The sequence below is a fragment of the Citrobacter sp. R4 genome, from assembly GCF_026719175.1.
Classification (GTDB): Bacteria; Pseudomonadota; Gammaproteobacteria; order Enterobacterales; family Enterobacteriaceae; genus Citrobacter_A; species Citrobacter_A sedlakii.
On sequence record NZ_JAPPSU010000010.1, the window covers coordinates 43,129 to 61,644 of the forward strand.

Below are 18,516 nucleotides of genomic sequence, written 5' to 3' on the forward strand. Positions count from 1 at the left end.
AGACAAGATGCATCGCGGCGAAACGTCACGCCAGCCCCGTCCCTGCGCCCTGATGACTTCTGGATTGACGGCAAATTATGCGCAGCCGGGATATAAAAGGTAAAAAGTTTGTACTAGCATAAACACAGACTCACACTGACGCGTCCTGGCGTGCTTCGACGTTCCCGGCTATTCGGATAGGGTAATGAGTAAACCAACCCAACATGTTTTAGTTCCCTTACCGCACCCTCTGCTGCGCTTCGTCAGTTTAGGTCTGGCGGCGTTTGTTTTTACGCTCTTTTCACTGGAATTATCCCAGTTCGGCAATGCGTTAGCGCCTCTGTGGTTTCCTACCTCCATCATGATGGTGGCTTTTTACCGCCATGCCGGTCGCATGTGGCCGGGCATCGCCCTCGCCTGTTCTCTGGGCAGTATTGGCGCCTCGCTGGTGCTGTTTCCCCCGGGCGCGCTCAACTTTACCTATACGGCGATAAACATTATTGAAGCGGCAACAGGCGCGCTGTTGCTGCGCAAGCTCCTGCCTGGGTATAACCCGTTACAGAATCTGAACGACTGGATCCGTCTGGCCTTCGGCAGCGCGGTGATCCCCCCACTGCTCGGCGGGATGCTGGTCTGGATGTTGTCTCCGCACGATACCCCGCTGCGGGCGTTTCTGTTCTGGGTGCTGTCAGAATCCATCGGCGCGCTGGCGCTGGTGCCATTGGGCTTGCTGTTTAAGCCACACTATCTGCTGCGCCACCGCAACCCTCGCCTGCTGCTGGAAACGTTGCTGACGCTGATCGTCACGCTGGTGCTAAGCTGGCTGGCGATGAAGTTTGTCCCCTGGCCGTTTACCTGCGTCATCGTGTTGCTGATGTGGAGCGCGGTGCGCCTGCCGCGCATGGAAGCTTTTTTAGTCTTTCTCGCCACGGTGATGGTGGTTTCACTGATGCTGGCCGCCGACCCGTCGCTGCTGGTTACGCCGAAGGTGAATCTGCTGACGCATCTGCCGTGGCTGCCGTTCCTGATGATCCTGCTGCCGGCGAATATCATGACCATGGTGATGTATGCGTTTCGCGCGGAACGTAAACACATTACGGAAAGCGAAGAACGCTTCCGTAACGCCATGGAATATTCCGCCATCGGCATGGCGTTGGTCGGCACCGAAGGACAGTGGTTACAGGTCAACAAAGCGTTGTGTCAGTTTCTTGGCTACCCGCAGGACGAACTGCGCACGCTCACGTTTCAGCAACTGACCTGGCCGGAAGATCTGCATAACGATCTGGAGCAGCTCGACATGCTGGTGCGCGGCGACATCAACAGCTATTCGCTGGAGAAGCGCTATTACACCCGCAGCGGTGAAGTGGTGTGGGCGCTGCTGGCGGTTTCTCTGGTTCGTCATACTGACGGCACGCCGCTCTACTTTATTGCTCAGATTGAAGACATTAACGATCTTAAACACACGGAATGGGTAAATAAGCGCCTGAATGAAGCGCTGTTTCAGGAAAAAGAGCGGCTGCACATTACCCTCGACTCCATCGGCGAGGCGGTGATCTGTGTAGACGTCGATATGAAAATCACCTTTATGAACCCGGTCGCTGAAAAAATGAGCGGCTGGCAGCAAGAGAACGCCATCGGCGTACCCTTACTGACAGTGCTGCACATTACCTTGGGCAATAACGGTCCGCTGATGGAAAACATCTACAGCGCGGATATGTCCCGCTCGGCCATCGAACAGGACGTGGTGCTGCACTGTCGCAACGGCGGCAGCTACGATATTCACTACAGCATCACTCCGCTCACGACGCTGGACGGCGGGAACATTGGTTCGGTTCTTGTGATCCAGGATGTCACCGAGTCACGCAAGATGCTGCGCCAACTGAGCTACAGCGCCACGCATGATGCGCTCACACAGCTGACTAATCGCCCCAGCTTTGAGACCCGGCTAAAGCAGTTGCTGCAAACGGTGCGCAGTACCCACCAGCATCATGCGCTGGTATTTATCGATCTCGACCGTTTTAAAGCTGTCAATGACAGCGCCGGTCACGCCGCGGGCGACGCGTTACTGCGCGAACTCGCCCAACTGATGCTCAGTTTGCTTCGTCCTGGCGACGTACTGGCGCGTCTGGGCGGTGATGAGTTTGGCCTGTTGTTGCCGGACTGTCATCTTGAAAGCGCGCGCGTTATCGCCACCCGGCTCATCACCGCGGTTAACGAGTACCCTTTTATGTGGGAAGGCCGTCTGCACCGGGTTGGGGCCAGCGCGGGCATCACCCTCATTGACGACGACAACTGCCAGCCGGTGGAAGTGATGTCACAGGCCGATATCGCCTGTTACGCCTCGAAAAATAGCGGTCGCGGTCAGGTCACCGTCTACGAGCCGCAGCAGGAAATGGCGCAGCACCCGCGCGCCATGATGTCGCTGGATGAACAGTGGCACATGATAAAAGAAAACCATCTGCTGATGTTAGCCCGCGGCGTCGCGTCGCCGCGTATTCCGGAAGCGCGCAGCTTGTGGCTCATCTCACTTCGTCTGTGGACCAGCGAGGGCGAGGTTATGGAAGAACAGGCGTTTCGCGCCGGGCTGGCAGACCCGGCGCTCAATCATGCGTTGGATCGGCGGGTCTTTCATGCCTTTTTCCATCATGCCGCCCCGGCGGTCGCGCACAAAGGACTGAGCATCGCCCTGCCGCTGTCCGTCGCCGGATTAACCAGCGCGACACTGATAGACGAACTGCTGCAACAGCTGGAAAAAAGTCCGCTGCCGGGGCGTCTGCTGCACCTGATTATTCCGGCGGAAGCACTGCTGCTCCACGCGCAAGAAGCCGCGCCCGCCTTGCGGACCCTTCGTCAGGCGGGCTGTCGCATTATCCTCAGCCAGATCGGGCGCGACCTGCAAATCTTTAATCTGCTGGCCCCCAATATGGCCGACTACCTGCTGCTCGACAGCGAGCTTAGCGCCAGCATCCACAGTAACCTGATGGATGAAATGCTGGTATCGATCATCCACGGTCACGCCCAGCGTCTGGGATGCAAAACTATCGCCGGTCCGGTGCAGGCGGCGGTAGTCATGGATACGCTGTCGGGTATCGGCATCGACCAGATCTATGGCGACATCATTACGGAAGCCCAGCCTCTGGATCTGCTACTGAATACCAGTTACTTCGCCATCAACTGACGGTTGCCAGCCGTCGGTATACCAAATGTGCAACAGGGCGTAGGAGCGCCAGGGTTTCCAGCGCTCCGCGTAGCGCCGGATCTGCGCCGACGTCATGCCCGCAAATCGCTGTTTGATCAAGTAATCATCCGGCAAAAACACGTCTTTCGCCTGCCAGCCTCTGAGTGCGAAATAGTTCGCCGTCCAGCGTCCAATCCCCGGAAACGCCTGTAGCGCTTTCACCCCAGACTCAACATCTTCAGGCGCGCTGGTGGGCAGTATCCCGTCACGCGCGGCCAGCGCGAGGTGGATCAGCGCCTCAGCGCGTTTAAGCGGCATCCCCAGCGCTTTCAGATCCAGCGGATCGGCGCCGGCAAGGATGTCAGGGCCGGGGAAACAGACGTAGCCTGGCGCGTCGGCCAGCGGTTCGCCATAGCGCTGCGCCACTTTTGCAGTGAGCTTTGCCGCCATCGCCACGCTGACTAACTGCCCCAGGATTGCCCGTACACCTTGCTCAAAGGCATCTACCGAACCGGGCAGGCGCAACCCCGGACGCGCCGCGCCCAGATCGCCAAGTGCCCGGGTGATTTTCGTCGGCTCGCAGCCGAGATCGAACAACCGCGCCATTTTTTCCAGACAGACATCCGCTACCGGCAGCAGCCCCCCGGTTAAGGTGACCGCCAGCGTATGCGTCCGTTCATCGGGCACCACGGTGACTATCCCCCGATGCTCCCCTACCGCCAGGCTACGCGTATAGCGCATATCACCGACCATTTCCACACCGCTCACCGCACGAGCGGCGAGAAAACCCAACATCCAGGACCAGTCATAAGGCGGCTGCCAGTTCAGGAAAAACATCACCCACTCCTTTTTCTGCAAACCCTGAGCATAACCCCTATTCCATTGTTACGCCTTGCTTTCATATTCCAGTTGTCGGCGCGATGACATTTCGCTAAAGTCACGCCCCTTCTTCACTGGCATGGGGATTTATTAGGTGTTTATTGGCTTTGATTACGGTACCGCGAACTGCTCGGTCGCGATCATGCGCGACGGCGCGCCGCAGTTACTGAAAATGGAAAACGACAGCACGCTGTTACCGTCAATGCTCTGCGCGCCCACCCGGGAAGCCGTGAGCGAATGGCTGTTCCGCCATCACGCTGTACCAACGCCGGATGAAGAGACGCAGGCGCTGCTGCGCCGGGCGATCCGCTTCAACCGCGACGAAGATATCGAGGTTCACGGCGGCAGCGTCCAGTTCGGCCTGTCTTCGCTGGCGCAATACGTTGACGATCCGGAAGAGGTCTACTTCGTTAAGTCGCCCAAGTCTTTTTTGGGCGCCAACGGACTCAAACCACAGCAGGTTGCGCTGTTTGAAGATTTGGTTTGCGCCATGATGCTGCACATCCGAAATCAGGCGCAACATCAGCTTGCCGACGCGATTACCCAGGCCGTCATTGGTCGCCCGATCAACTTTCAGGGGCTGGGCGGTGACGAAGCCAACCGTCAGGCGCAGGGCATTCTGCAGCGGGCCGCTACCCGCGCCGGATTCCAGGATGTGGTCTTTCAGTACGAGCCGGTCGCGGCAGGGCTGGATTATGAAGCCACCCTGCAGGAAGAAAAACGCGTACTGGTCGTGGACATCGGCGGCGGAACCACCGACTGTTCGCTGCTGCTGATGGGACCCCAATGGCACCATCGCGCCGACCGTGGTTCCAGCCTGCTCGGACACAGCGGCTGCCGCGTTGGCGGCAACGACCTCGACATCGCGCTGGCGTTCAAAAACCTGATGCCGCTACTCGGCATGGGCGGCGAGACCGAAAAAGGCATTGCCCTGCCGGTGCTGCCGTGGTGGAACGCCGTGGCCATCAACGACGTTCCGGCGCAGAGCGATTTTTACAGCAGTGCCAACGGTCGCCTGTTGGACACGCTGGTACGCGATGCCCGCGAACCGGAAAAAGTGGCGTTGCTGGTGAAAGTCTGGAGTCAGCGGTTGAGCCATCGTCTGGCGCGCCGCGCAGAGGAGTGCAAAATCGCCCTTTCCGACCAGTCAGAATTTACCGCCACACTGCCGTTTATCAGCGATGAACTGGCGACCGCCATCAGCCAGCAGGGGCTTGAAACAGCGCTGGATCAACCGTTAACGCGCATTCTGGAACAGGTGCGACTGGCGCTGGATAACGCTCAGGAGAAACCGGATGTGATCTACCTGACCGGCGGCAGCGCCCGCTCGCCGCTGATTAAAAAAGCGCTGGCGAGGCAATTGCCGGGCATTCCGATTGCCGGCGGCGATGACTTTGGTTCGGTGACCGCCGGACTGGCGCGCTGGGCGGAAGTTGTTTTCCGCTAACCGCCTCGCAGGCTGCAAGCTAACGCATTGACATGAGCGTTGGTGTGGCTTAGTTTCAGGAGTGAGGGTAAGGGAGGGTCGCCCCTCCCCCTGGTGTCTGAGTAAGCCTGGAAGCTCATGACTAAGAGTCTCACCAGTATGATGACTGACTTCATCATAACCCTTTCCTTATTCTGGCCCCTTCCTCGGGAGGGGCTTTCCCTTTTCAGCGTCATGCTGAAATTCGTGGCTTACCTCCTTCATCGCCTTGCCGCCACTCTATCGCCATTTTCCGCCAGCGCTTTTTTCGTTATCGATTGTTGCGTAACGTCTCGCAAAGCGCGCCGCCATTAGGATGAATCCGTACCGGGTTTCATAATTCCTCCATTTTTCTCCCTTGATGGCTGTCTAAACTAGTATCATTCCGTGAAACGTTTCAGGATGAGAAACTCATAACGATGAAAGGCAGTAACAAATCCCGCTGGGTGATAGCTCTCGCGGTGGTCGTGGCGGCCATCGCCGCAGTCTGGTTCTGGCAAAACCATAGCGAGCCGCAGAGCGCGGCCCCGGGCGCGACCGGGCAGGCGAAAGCGCCTGCGGGCGCGGGTCGTCGCGGGATGCGCGCCGGTCCGCTGGCGCCCGTACAGGCGGCGACCGCCGTTGAACAGGCGGTGCCGCGTTATCTCAGCGGATTAGGAACGATTACCGCCGCCAATACCGTGACGGTGCGCAGTCGCGTCGACGGGCAGCTACTGGCGCTGCACTTCGAAGAAGGCCAACAGGTCAAAGCGGGCGACCTGCTCGCTGAAATCGACCCCAGCCAGTTTAAAGTCGCGCTGGCACAGGCGCAGGGCCAACTGGCGAAAGATAAAGCGACGCTGGCGAACGCCCGCCGCGATCTGGCCCGTTACCAGCAACTGGTCAAAAGCAACTTAGTTTCTCGCCAGGAGCTGGACGCCCAACAGGCGCTGGTCAGTGAAACCGAAGGCACGATTAAAGCCGATGAAGCCAGCGTTGCCAGCGCGCAATTGCAGCTTGACTGGAGCCGCATCACCGCGCCAGTGGACGGTCGCGTGGGGCTGAAACAGGTGGATGTGGGTAACCAGATTTCCAGCGGCGACACCACAGGTATTGTGGTGATCACCCAGACGCATCCGATCGATCTCATTTTTACCCTGCCGGAAAGCGATATCGCCACGGTGATGCAGGCGAAAAAAAGCGGTAAGCCGCTGGTGGTGGAAGCCTGGGATCGCACCAACGCGCAGAAGCTGAGCGAAGGCGTGCTGCTGAGTCTCGACAATCAGATTGACCCCACCACCGGCACCATCAAAGTGAAAGCCCGCTTCACGAACCAGGATGACACGCTGTTCCCCAATCAGTTTGTTAACGCGAGAATGCTGGTGGATACCGAACAGAACGCGGTGGTTATACCCACCGCCGCCCTGCAGATGGGCAACGAAGGTCATTTTGTCTGGGTGTTAAATGACGAAAACAAAGTCAGTAAGCATCGGGTACAAACCGGTATTCAGGACAGCCAGAAGGTGGTGATCAGCGCCGGGATTTCCGCTGGCGACCGCGTGGTTACCGACGGTATTGACCGTCTTACCGAAGGGGCGAAAGTGGAGGTGGTGGAAGCACAAAGCGCCACCGCGCCTGAAGCAAAAGCCACCGCGCGCGAATACGCCAAGAAAGGAGCGCGCTCCTGATGCAGGTATTACCTCCAGGCAGCACCGGCGGCCCGTCGCGTCTGTTTATTATGCGTCCTGTCGCCACCACCCTGCTGATGGTGGCGATACTGCTGGCCGGGATCATCGGCTATCGTTTTCTGCCCATCTCCGCACTGCCGGAGGTGGACTATCCAACCATTCAGGTGGTCACGCTCTATCCCGGCGCCAGTCCGGATGTGATGACCTCCGCCGTCACCGCCCCGTTAGAACGCCAGTTCGGCCAGATGTCCGGCCTCAAGCAAATGTCGTCGCAAAGTTCCGGCGGCGCTTCGGTGGTCACGCTTCAGTTCCAGCTCACCCTGCCGCTGGACGTGGCCGAACAGGAGGTGCAGGCGGCGATTAACGCGGCGACCAACCTGCTGCCAAACGATCTGCCGAACCCACCGGTGTACAGCAAAGTCAACCCGGCGGATCCGCCCATCATGACGCTTGCCGTCACCTCCAGCGCCATGCCGATGACGCAGGTTGAAGATATGGTGGAAACGCGCGTCGCGCAGAAAATTTCCCAGGTATCCGGCGTCGGTCTGGTGACCCTCTCCGGCGGGCAGCGTCCGGCGGTGCGGGTGAAGCTCAACGCCCCGGCGATCGCCGCGTTGGGACTGACCAGCGAAACGGTACGCAACGCCATCACCGGCGCCAACGTTAACTCGGCGAAGGGGAGCCTTGACGGCCCGACTCGTGCGGTGACGCTCTCTGCCAACGACCAGATGCAGTCCGCCGAGGAATACCGTCAACTGATCATCGCCTATCAAAACGGCGCGCCGGTGCGGCTGGGCGATGTCGCTACCGTCGAACAAGGGGCGGAGAATAGCTGGCTCGGCGCCTGGGCCAATAAAGAACAGGCGATTGTGATGAACGTTCAGCGCCAGCCCGGCGCCAATATCATCGCTACCGCCGACAGCATTCAACAGATGCTGCCGCAACTGAAAGAAAGCCTGCCGAAGTCGGTAAACGTGACGGTGCTGTCCGACCGCACCACGAACATTCGCGCTTCGGTCAGCGACACCCAGTTTGAACTGATGCTGGCGATCGCGCTGGTCGTGATGATTATTTATCTTTTCCTGCGTAACGTTCCCGCCACCATTATTCCCGGCGTCGCCGTTCCGCTGTCGCTGGTGGGCACCTTCGCGGTGATGGTGTTTCTGGATTTCTCGATCAATAACCTGACGCTGATGGCGCTGACCATCGCGACCGGTTTTGTGGTCGACGACGCCATCGTGGTGATTGAGAATATTTCGCGTTATATCGAAAAGGGCGAAAAACCGCTGGCCGCCGCACTGAAAGGGGCGGGCGAAATCGGTTTTACCATTATCTCCCTCACCCTCTCGCTGATTGCGGTACTGATTCCGCTGCTGTTTATGGGCGATATCGTTGGACGCCTGTTTCGCGAGTTTGCCGTCACGCTGGCGGTGGCAATACTTATTTCTGCCGTGGTGTCGCTTACCCTGACGCCGATGATGTGCGCCCGAATGCTGAGCCAGGCATCCTTGCGCAAGCAAAATCGCTTTTCCCGGGCCTCGGAACGTCTGTTTGAGCGGGTGATCGCCGGGTATGGCCGCTGGCTGGCGAAAGTGCTTAACCACCCGTGGTTGACGCTCAGCGTGGCGTTGGGCACGCTGCTGTTAAGCGTGATGCTGTGGGTGGTCATCCCGAAAGGCTTCTTCCCTGTGCAGGATAACGGCATTATTCAGGGCACTCTGCAGGCGCCGCAGTCCAGTTCGTTTGTCAGCATGGCGCAGCGTCAGCGGCAGGTGTCCGACGTGATCCTCAAAGACCCGGCGGTGGAGAGCTTAACGGCGTTCGTTGGCGTCGATGGCACTAACCCGTCGCTGAACAGCGCGCGGCTGCAAATCAACCTGAAGCCGCTCGACGATCGTGACGATCGGGTGCAGAAGGTGATCGCCCGTCTGCAGGAGGCGGTGGCGCGCGTTCCCGGCGTTAACCTCTATCTTCAGCCGACGCAGGATCTGACCATCGACACCCAGGTGAGCCGCACCCAGTATCAGTTTACGCTTCAGGCCACGTCACTGGACGCCCTCAGCGCCTGGGTGCCTCAGTTGATGGACAAACTGCAGCAGTTGCCGCAGCTTTCCGATGTCAGCAGCGACTGGCAGGACAAGGGCCTGGTGGCGTATGTGAAGGTCGATCGCGACAGCGCCAGCCGGTTAGGCATCAGCATGGCGGATGTCGATAACGCCCTGTATAACGCTTTTGGCCAGCGGCTGATTTCAACGATTTATACCCAGGCTAATCAGTACCGCGTGGTCCTGGAGCATAATACCGAAAGCACGCCAGGACTGGCGGCGCTGGACACCATTCGCCTGACCAGCAGCGACGGCGGCATCGTGCCGCTGAGCGCTATCGCCAGCGTTGAACAGCGCTTTGCGCCGCTCTCCATTAACCATCTGGATCAGTTTCCGGTCGCCACCCTGTCGTTTAACGTGCCGGACGGCTATTCGCTGGGCGATGCGGTGCAGGCGATTCTCGACGCGGAAAAAACGCTTAATCTGCCTGTGGACATCACCACCCAGTTCCAGGGAAGCACCCTCGCCTTCCAGGCTGCGCTGGGCAGTACGGTGTGGCTGATTGTCGCAGCGGTGGTGGCGATGTACATCGTGCTCGGCGTGCTGTACGAGAGCTTTATTCATCCGATCACCATCCTGTCCACCCTGCCAACCGCTGGCGTCGGCGCGCTGCTGGCGCTGATGATCGCCGGAAGCGAACTGGATGTGATAGCGATCATCGGCATCATTTTGCTGATCGGCATCGTCAAGAAAAACGCCATCATGATGATCGACTTTGCCCTTGCCGCCGAACGCGAACAGGGCATGGCGCCGCGCGACGCGATTTATCAGGCCTGCCTGCTGCGTTTTCGCCCGATCCTGATGACCACCCTTGCCGCGCTGCTGGGCGCTCTGCCGCTGATGCTCAGCACCGGCGTTGGCGCAGAGCTGCGCCGTCCGCTGGGGATTGGCATGGTCGGCGGTCTGCTGGTGAGCCAGGTGCTGACGTTGTTTACCACGCCGGTTATTTATCTGCTGTTTGATCGGCTGTCGCTGTACGTAAAAAGCCGCTTCCCCCGTCAGGATGAGGAAGCGTAAATGAAATTTTTCGCCCTGTTCATCTATCGCCCGGTGGCGACGATTTTGATTTCCGTCGCCATTACCTTGTGCGGCGTGTTGGGGTTTCGTCTGCTGCCCGTCGCCCCGCTGCCGCAGGTGGATTTTCCCGTGATTATGGTCAGCGCCTCGCTACCGGGCGCGTCGCCGGAAACCATGGCGTCGTCGGTGGCGACGCCGCTGGAGCGATCGCTGGGTCGCATCGCCGGCGTCAGCGAAATGACCTCAAGCAGTTCGCTTGGCAGCACGCGGATCATTCTGCAGTTTAATTTTGATCGCGACATTAACGGTGCGGCGCGCGACGTACAGGCGGCGATCAATGCCGCGCAAAGCCTGCTGCCCAGCGGGATGCCGAGCCGCCCCACCTACCGTAAAGCCAACCCGTCCGATGCGCCGATCATGATCCTGACGCTCACCTCGGACACGTATTCGCAGGGCGAGCTGTATGACTTCGCCTCCACGCAGCTGGCGCAGACTATCGCGCAGATAGACGGTGTCGGGGATGTTGACGTGGGCGGCAGTTCGCTGCCCGCCGTGCGCGTGGGATTAAATCCGCAGGCGCTGTTTAATCAGGGCGTGTCGCTTGACGACGTGCGCACCGCCATCAGCGATGCCAACGTGCGAAAACCGCAGGGCGCGCTGGAGGACGCCAGCCATCGCTGGCAGATCCAGACCAACGACGAACTGAAAACCGCAACAGACTATCAGCCGCTGGTGATCCACTATAACAACGGCGGCGCGGTACGCCTGGGGGACGTCGCAACGGTGACCGACGCTGTGCAGGACGTGCGCAACGCCGGGATGACCAACGCTAAACCGGCTATTTTGCTGATGATCCGCAAGCTGCCGGAAGCCAATATTATCCAGACGGTCGACAGCATTCGGGCAAAGCTGCCGGAGCTACAGTCCACCATTCCGGCGGCAATCGATCTGCAAATCGCCCAGGACCGCTCTCCCACCATCCGCGCCTCACTGGAAGAAGTCGAGCAAACGCTGGTGATTTCCGTCGCGCTGGTGATTCTGGTGGTCTTTTTGTTCCTGCGCTCCGGGCGGGCAACGCTGATCCCCGCCGTGGCGGTACCCGTTTCGCTGATAGGCACCTTCGCCGCGATGTATCTCTGCGGCTTTAGCCTGAACAACCTGTCTCTGATGGCCCTGACGATTGCTACCGGCTTTGTCGTCGATGACGCCATCGTCGTGCTGGAAAATATCTCGCGTCATCTGGAAGCAGGGATGAAACCGTTGCAGGCGGCGCTGCAGGGAACGCGCGAGGTGGGCTTTACCGTCCTCTCGATGAGCCTGTCGCTGGTGGCGGTGTTTTTACCGCTGCTGCTGATGGGCGGCTTACCGGGACGCCTGCTGCGCGAATTTGCCGTCACGCTGTCGGTCGCCATTGGCATTTCGCTGCTGGTGTCCCTGACGCTGACGCCGATGATGTGCGGCTGGATGCTGAAATCCAGCAAACCGCGCGAACAAAAACGGCTGCGCGGCTTTGGCCGGATGCTGGTTGCCCTGCAGCAGGGATACGGCAAATCGCTAAAATGGGTATTGAATCATACCCGCCTGGTGGGCGTGGTGCTGCTCGGCACCATTGCCCTTAACGTCTGGCTGTATATTTCGATTCCGAAAACCTTTTTTCCGGAACAGGATACCGGCGTGCTGATGGGCGGGATCCAGGCCGACCAGAGTATCTCCTTCCAGGCAATGCGCGGGAAACTCCAGGACTTCATGAAAATCATTCGTGACGACCCGGCCGTGGATAATGTTACGGGTTTCACTGGCGGTTCGCGCGTTAACAGCGGGATGATGTTCATTACCCTAAAACCTCGCGGCGAGCGTAATGAAACGGCGCAGCAGGTGATTGACCGCCTGCGCGTGAAGCTGGCAAAAGAGCCGGGAGCAAACCTGTTCCTGATGGCGGTGCAGGATATTCGTGTCGGCGGACGCCAGTCGAACGCCAGCTATCAGTACACGCTGCTGTCGGACGATCTGGCCGCCCTGCGGGAATGGGAGCCGAAGATCCGTAAAGCGCTGGCAGCCCTGCCCCAACTGGCGGATGTCAATTCGGATCAACAGGATAACGGCGCCGAGATGAATCTGGTTTACGATCGCGAAACCATGTCGCGCCTCGGTATCGACGTGCAGGCGGCGAACAGCCTGTTGAACAACGCCTTTGGCCAGCGGCAAATCTCCACCATTTACCAGCCGATGAACCAGTACAAAGTGGTGATGGAAGTCGATCCGCGCTATACCCAGGACATCAGCGCGCTGGAGAAAATGTTCGTGATAAACAGCGATGGCAAGGCAATTCCGCTCTCCTATTTCGCCAAATGGCGACCGGCTAACGCGCCGCTGTCAGTGAATCATCAGGGGCTGTCTGCGGCTTCGACCGTTTCCTTTAACCTGCCGACCGGTTCGTCGCTGTCTGAGGCCAGCGAGGCTATCACCCGCGCGATGACCCAGCTTGGCGTGCCGTCGACCGTACGCGGCAGTTTCGCCGGCACCGCGCAGGTGTTCCAGGAAACCATGAATTCACAGGTGATCCTGATTATCGCCGCGATCGCCACGGTCTATATCGTGCTCGGAATATTGTATGAAAGCTATGTTCACCCGCTCACGATTCTCTCCACCCTGCCTTCAGCGGGCGTTGGGGCATTGCTGGCGCTGGAAATTTTCAACGCCCCATTCAGCCTGATTGCGCTGATTGGCATCATGCTGTTAATTGGTATTGTAAAGAAAAACGCCATTATGATGGTCGACTTTGCGCTGGAAGCGCAAAGACAGGGTAACCTCAGCCCGCAGGAAGCGATTTTCCAGGCCTGTCTGCTGCGTTTTCGCCCGATAATGATGACCACGCTGGCCGCGTTATTTGGCGCGCTGCCGCTGGTGCTTTCCGGCGGCGACGGCTCCGAACTGCGCCAGCCGCTGGGGATCACCATTGTCGGCGGTCTGGTGATGAGCCAGCTGTTAACGCTCTATACCACACCGGTGGTGTATCTCTTTTTCGACCGCCTGCGGCTGCGTTTTTCCCGGAATAAAGGTGACCCGATAACTGACCTATGACAGAACTTCCTAACAGCACCCGCTGGCAACTGTGGATTGTAGCCTTCGGCTTTTTTATGCAGTCGCTGGATACCACCATTGTGAATACCGCGCTTCCCTCGATGGCGACAAGTCTCGGGGAAAGCCCGCTTCACATGCATAGGGTGATTGTGTCATATGTACTGACCGTGGCGGTGATGCTCCCCGCCAGCGGCTGGCTGGCGGATCGGGTGGGCGTGCGGAATATCTTTTTTACGGCGATTACGCTGTTTACGCTGGGATCGCTGTTCTGCGCGTGGTCCAGCACGCTAAACGAACTGGTGATGGCGCGCGTATTACAGGGCGTGGGCGGCGCAATGATGGTGCCGGTTGGCAGGCTGACGGTGATGAAGATCGTTCCGCGCGCGCAGTACATGGCGGCGATGACTTTCGTCACGCTGCCGGGTCAGGTCGGTCCGCTGCTGGGACCCGCGCTGGGCGGGATCCTCGTGGAATACGCCTCCTGGCACTGGATCTTTCTGATTAATCTGCCGGTGGGCATCGTCGGCGCCATTGCCACGCTGATGCTGATGCCCAACTACACCCTGCAAACCCGGCGTTTCGACCTGTCGGGTTTTCTGCTGCTGGCCGCCGGCATGGCGCTGCTGACTATTGCGCTGGACGGCAGCAAAGAGACGGGAATGACTCACTTCACCCTCGGCGCGCTGGTGGTATGCGGCATCGCGGCGATTTTGCTGTACCTCAACCATGCCAGAAACAATCCACGCGCCCTGTTCAGCCTGACCCTGTTTCACACGCCGACCTTTTCGCTCGGTTTGCTGGGCAGTTTTGCCGGACGCATCGGCAGCGGCATGCTGCCCTTTATGACCCCGGTCTTTTTGCAGATTGGCCTTGGCTTCTCGCCGTTTCACGCCGGGCTGATGATGATCCCGATGGTCCTTGGCAGCATGGGCATGAAGCGCATTGTGGTGCAGGTGGTTAACCGCTTTGGCTATCGTCGGGTGCTGGTATGCACCACGCTGGGGCTCGCAGGCGTAACGCTGCTGTTTATGTCCGCCGCCCTGCTGGGCTGGTACTACGTGTTGCCGTTTGTCCTGCTGTTGCAGGGGATGATTAACTCGACGCGTTTCTCATCCATGAACACCCTGACGCTGAAAGATCTGCCGGATGAGCTGGCCAGCAGCGGCAACAGTTTATTGTCGATGATTATGCAACTGTCGATGAGTATCGGCGTGACCGTGGCTGGCCTGCTGTTGGGTATGTTCGGACAGCAGCACATCACCGCCGACAGCGGCGCAACCCACACCGTTTTTATATACACCTGGCTTTGCATGGCGGTGATCATCGCTCTGCCCGCCATTGTCTTTGCCCGTGTCCCCAATGACACGCATAAAAATGTCGTCATTGCGCGGCGCAAAAGGAGAACCAGATGAAGCTCTGGCGGCCCGGCATTACCGGCAAACTGTTTCTGGCGATTTTCGCCACCTGCATCGTACTGCTTATCAGTATGCATTGGGCGGTTCGCATCAGCTTTGAGCGCGGATTTATCGACTACATCAAGCACGGCAACGAGCAGCGCTTAACCCTGCTGGGCGACGCGCTGGGCGAACAGTATGCGCTGCACGGCAACTGGCGCTTTTTGCGAAATAACGACCGCTTTGTGTTTCAGATCCTGCGCTCGTTCGAGCATGAGAGAGATGACGACAAGCCCGGGCCCGGCATGCCGCCGCATGGCTGGCGCACTCAGTTCTGGGTGGTCGATCAAAACGCCAGAGTCCTGGTCGGCCCACGCGGTCCGGTGCCGCACGACGGCTCACGGCGGCCGATTATCGTCAATGGCGTGGAGGTTGGCGCAGTGATCGCCTCTCCTGTAGAGCGCCTGACCCGCAATACCGACATTAATTTCGACAAGCAGCAGCGGCGTACCAGTTGGCTTATCGTCGCGCTCGCCACGCTGCTCGCGGCCCTGGCGACCTTCCTGCTGGCGCGTGGGCTGCTGGCCCCGGTCAAACGCCTGGTTGACGGGACTCACAAGCTGGCGGCGGGCGATTTTACTACCCGGGTGACCGCCACCAGCGCTGACGAGCTGGGCAAACTGGCGCAGGACTTTAACCAACTGGCCAGTACCCTGGAAAAGAACCAGCAGATGCGCCGCGATTTCATGGCCGATATCTCTCATGAACTGCGCACGCCGCTGGCGGTACTGCGCGGAGAACTGGAGGCGATTCAGGACGGCGTTCGCCAGTTCACGCCGGAGTCGGTGGCATCATTACAGGCTGAAGTGGCGACGCTGACCAAGCTGGTGGACGATCTGCACCAGCTTTCCATGTCCGACGAAGGCGCGCTGGCCTATCAAAAAACGTCCGTGGATTTAATCCCGCTGCTGGAAGTGGCGGGAGGCGCGTTCCGGGAACGCTTTGCCAGCCGTGACCTGACGTTACAGCTTTCCCTGCCGGACAGCATCCAGATGTTTGGCGATCGGGATCGTCTGATGCAGCTTTTTAACAACCTGCTGGAAAACAGCCTGCGCTACACCGACAGCGGCGGAAAATTGCACATCAGCGCCGAACAGCGCGACAAACGGGTGCTTCTCGTTTTTGCCGATTCTGCGCCGGGCGTCAGCGATGAGCAGTTACATAAACTGTTTGAGCGCTTTTACCGCGCCGAAGGCTCCCGCAACCGCGCCAGCGGCGGCTCCGGACTGGGGCTGGCGATTTGCGTCAACATTGTTGAAGCGCACAATGGCCGCATCCACGCTGCCCATTCGCCTTTTGGCGGGGTTAGCATTACAGTAGAATTTCCGCTGGAACGCGATATACAGAGAGACGTATGACTGAGTTACCCATTGATGAAAACACACCGCGTATTCTAATCGTGGAAGATGAACCCAAGCTGGGGCAGTTACTGATCGACTATCTGCGCGCCGCGAGCTATGCCCCGACGCTGATTAGCCATGGCGACAAGGTGCTGCCCTATGTGCGCCAGACGCCGCCCGACCTGATCCTGCTGGATCTGATGCTGCCGGGGACTGACGGCCTGACCCTGTGCCGTGAAATACGCCGCTTCTCTGACGTGCCGATTGTGATGGTCACGGCCAAGATTGAAGAGATCGACCGTCTGCTGGGGCTGGAGATTGGCGCGGATGATTACATCTGCAAACCGTACAGCCCGCGAGAAGTCGTCGCCCGCGTGAAGACCATCCTGCGCCGTTGTAAGCCGCAGCGCGAGCTACAACAGATGGACGCCGAAAGCCCGCTGATTGTCGACGAAGGCCGTTTCCAGGCCTCCTGGCGCGGGAAGATGCTCGACCTGACCCCGGCGGAATTTCGTCTGCTTAAAACCCTTTCGCACGAACCGGGAAAAGTGTTTTCCCGCGAACAGTTGCTCAACCGTTTGTATGATGATTATCGGGTCGTCACCGACCGCACCATTGACAGCCATATCAAAAACCTGCGCCGTAAGCTGGAAGCGCTGGACGAAGAGCAGTCGTTTATCCGCGCGGTGTACGGCGTAGGCTACCGCTGGGAAGCGGACGCCTGCAGGATGGCCTGACGACGCCACGCTTATCCGGCCTGTTTATCCTCCGTCAGGTCGGATAAGGAGTTTCCCTTTACTTTACCTGCCTTCTTCGCGGCGCTACAATGCCCGCCCTTAACGTGAGGACTCTCCTCCTGCCGCTTCATCAGGTGAAGCGGATCTGACCTGTCATCAGAACGAGAACACTATGTTTAAACCGGAACTCCTTTCCCCGGCGGGAACGCTGAAAAACATGCGTTACGCTTTCGCCTATGGCGCTGACGCCGTGTATGCGGGCCAGCCGCGCTACTCCCTGCGCGTGCGCAACAACGAATTCAACCACGAAAACCTTCAGCTTGGCATCAATGAAGCCCATGCGCTGGGGAAAAAATTCTACGTGGTGGTGAACATCGCGCCGCACAACGCAAAGCTGAAAACCTTTATCCGCGACCTCAAACCGGTGGTGGAAATGGGTCCGGATGCCCTGATCATGTCTGACCCCGGGCTTATCATGCTGGTGCGGGAAAACTTCCCCGATATGCCGATCCATCTCTCCGTACAGGCCAACGCCGTCAACTGGGCAACGGTAAAATTCTGGCATCAGATGGGGTTAACGCGCGTGATCCTTTCCCGCGAACTGTCGCTGGAAGAAATAGAGGAGATCCGCAATCAGGTGCCGGACATGGAGATCGAAATTTTCGTGCACGGCGCGCTGTGCATGGCCTACTCCGGCCGTTGCCTGCTCTCTGGCTACATCAATAAACGTGACCCGAATCAGGGCACCTGCACTAACGCCTGCCGCTGGGAGTACAACGTCCAGGAAGGCAAAGAGGATGTGGTCGGCAATATTGTTCACAAATACGAACCGATTCCGGTGCAAAACGTCGAGCCGACGCTGGGTATTGGCGCGCCTACCGATAAAGTGTTCATGATAGAAGAAGCCCAACGGCCCGGCGAGTACATGACCGCGTTCGAGGATGAGCACGGCACCTATATCATGAACTCAAAAGATCTGCGCGCCATCGCTCACGTTGAGCGCCTGACCCACATGGGCGTGCACTCGCTGAAAATTGAAGGCCGCACCAAATCTTTCTACTATTGCGCCCGCACCGCGCAGGTGTACCGGAAAGCCATTGACGACGCCGCCGCCGGTAAACCGTTCGATCCGCAGTTGCTGGAAACCCTGGAAGGTCTGGCGCACCGTGGCTACACCGAAGGCTTCCTGCGTCGTCATACCCACGACGACTACCAGAACTATGACTATGGTTATTCGGTGTCTGAGCGCCAGCAGTTCGTGGGGGAATTCACCGGCGAGCGTAAAGGTGAGTTAGCCGCCGTTGCGGTAAAGAACAAGTTTTCTGTCGGCGACAGCCTTGAGCTGATGACGCCGCAGGGCAACGTCAACTTTACTCTGGAACAAATGGAAAACGGCAAAGGCGAAGCGATGCCGGTCGCACCGGGCGACGGTTATACCGTATGGATCCCTGTACCGCAGGATCTTACGCTGGATTATGCTCTGCTGATGCGCAATTTTTCCGGTGAATCAACGCGTAATCCGCACGGTAAATAGTTAATCAGGGTTATTTTTTCATGCCAGGATGATTCTTAGAAACCGATCACATACCGCTTCGTTCTTTAAGGGTATTATCC

Annotated in this window: 10 protein-coding genes and 1 pseudogene; 9 read left to right on the forward strand and 2 right to left on the reverse strand. The window is 58.7% G+C overall.

What is annotated here, in order from left to right:
• Positions 1–184 precede the first annotated feature (184 nt).
• A complete protein-coding gene (locus OOJ60_RS18375; RefSeq protein WP_205613013.1) occupies positions 185–3,157 on the forward strand; it encodes a diguanylate cyclase domain-containing protein in 2,973 nt (990 codons plus the stop codon).
• Here the strand turns inward: OOJ60_RS18375 and alkA are convergent.
• Complete coding sequence (gene alkA, locus OOJ60_RS18380; RefSeq protein WP_205613014.1) at positions 3,125–3,994, reverse strand: DNA-3-methyladenine glycosylase 2; 870 nt, start codon at positions 3,992–3,994, stop codon at positions 3,125–3,127. The genes OOJ60_RS18375 and alkA overlap by 33 nt on opposite strands.
• A gap of 136 nt (positions 3,995–4,130) precedes the next feature.
• Between alkA and yegD the strand changes: the two genes are divergently transcribed.
• Positions 4,131–5,483, forward strand: a complete 1,353-nt coding sequence (yegD, locus tag OOJ60_RS18385; protein ID WP_205613015.1) for a molecular chaperone — start codon at positions 4,131–4,133, stop codon at positions 5,481–5,483.
• Between the two features lie 101 nt (positions 5,484–5,584).
• On the opposite strand, the pseudogene OOJ60_RS18390 reads toward yegD, so the two are convergent.
• A pseudogene (locus OOJ60_RS18390) lies at positions 5,585–5,641 on the reverse strand (type I toxin-antitoxin system Ibs family toxin); the annotation flags it as partial.
• Positions 5,642–5,920: 279 nt separating this feature from the next.
• Between OOJ60_RS18390 and OOJ60_RS18395 the strand changes: the two are divergent.
• The 7 genes from OOJ60_RS18395 (at position 5,921) to trhP (ending at position 18,436) form a co-directional block, all read left to right on the forward strand.
• Positions 5,921–7,168, forward strand: coding sequence for an MdtA/MuxA family multidrug efflux RND transporter periplasmic adaptor subunit (locus OOJ60_RS18395; RefSeq protein WP_205613017.1), 1,248 nt, complete (start codon positions 5,921–5,923; stop codon positions 7,166–7,168).
• Positions 7,168–10,290 carry an MdtB/MuxB family multidrug efflux RND transporter permease subunit gene (locus OOJ60_RS18400; RefSeq protein WP_205613018.1) on the forward strand — a complete coding sequence of 1,041 codons (3,123 nt, stop codon included), beginning with the start codon at positions 7,168–7,170 and terminating at the stop codon, positions 10,288–10,290. Before OOJ60_RS18395 ends, OOJ60_RS18400 begins: the two co-directional genes overlap by 1 nt.
• Positions 10,291–13,371, forward strand: a complete 3,081-nt coding sequence (mdtC, locus tag OOJ60_RS18405; RefSeq protein WP_042284371.1) for a multidrug efflux RND transporter permease subunit MdtC — start codon at positions 10,291–10,293, stop codon at positions 13,369–13,371.
• Complete coding sequence (locus OOJ60_RS18410; RefSeq protein WP_205613019.1) at positions 13,368–14,783, forward strand: MFS transporter; 1,416 nt, start codon at positions 13,368–13,370, stop codon at positions 14,781–14,783. The genes mdtC and OOJ60_RS18410 overlap by 4 nt, the downstream gene beginning before the upstream one ends.
• The gene (gene baeS, locus OOJ60_RS18415) at positions 14,780–16,183 is read left to right on the forward strand and encodes a two-component system sensor histidine kinase BaeS (RefSeq protein WP_205613020.1); all 1,404 of its coding nucleotides are present in this window, start codon (positions 14,780–14,782) and stop codon (positions 16,181–16,183) included. Before OOJ60_RS18410 ends, baeS begins: the two co-directional genes overlap by 4 nt.
• Positions 16,180–16,902, forward strand: a complete 723-nt coding sequence (baeR, locus tag OOJ60_RS18420) for a two-component system response regulator BaeR (protein ID WP_042284377.1) — start codon at positions 16,180–16,182, stop codon at positions 16,900–16,902. The genes baeS and baeR overlap by 4 nt, the downstream gene beginning before the upstream one ends.
• Positions 16,903–17,074: 172 nt before the next feature.
• Entirely contained in the window at positions 17,075–18,436 is a 1,362-nt protein-coding gene (trhP, locus tag OOJ60_RS18425) for a prephenate-dependent tRNA uridine(34) hydroxylase TrhP (protein ID WP_042284379.1), read from the forward strand.
• Positions 18,437–18,516: the final 80 nt, after the last annotated feature.

Bases quoted from the DNA above. Each gene is read 5' to 3' on its own strand.
- OOJ60_RS18375 (WP_205613013.1), top strand. From the start codon at position 185: ATGAGTAAACCAACCCAACATGTTTTAGTTCCCTTACCGCACCCTCTG.
- alkA (WP_205613014.1), bottom strand. From the start codon at position 3,994: ATGTTTTTCCTGAACTGGCAGCCGCCTTATGACTGGTCCTGGATGTTG.
- OOJ60_RS18395 (WP_205613017.1), top strand. From the start codon at position 5,921: ATGAAAGGCAGTAACAAATCCCGCTGGGTGATAGCTCTCGCGGTGGTC.
- OOJ60_RS18400 (WP_205613018.1), top strand. From the start codon at position 7,168: ATGCAGGTATTACCTCCAGGCAGCACCGGCGGCCCGTCGCGTCTGTTT.
- mdtC (WP_042284371.1), top strand. From the start codon at position 10,291: ATGAAATTTTTCGCCCTGTTCATCTATCGCCCGGTGGCGACGATTTTG.
- OOJ60_RS18410 (WP_205613019.1), top strand. From the start codon at position 13,368: ATGACAGAACTTCCTAACAGCACCCGCTGGCAACTGTGGATTGTAGCC.
- baeS (WP_205613020.1), top strand. From the start codon at position 14,780: ATGAAGCTCTGGCGGCCCGGCATTACCGGCAAACTGTTTCTGGCGATT.
- baeR (WP_042284377.1), top strand. From the start codon at position 16,180: ATGACTGAGTTACCCATTGATGAAAACACACCGCGTATTCTAATCGTG.
- trhP (WP_042284379.1), top strand. From the start codon at position 17,075: ATGTTTAAACCGGAACTCCTTTCCCCGGCGGGAACGCTGAAAAACATG.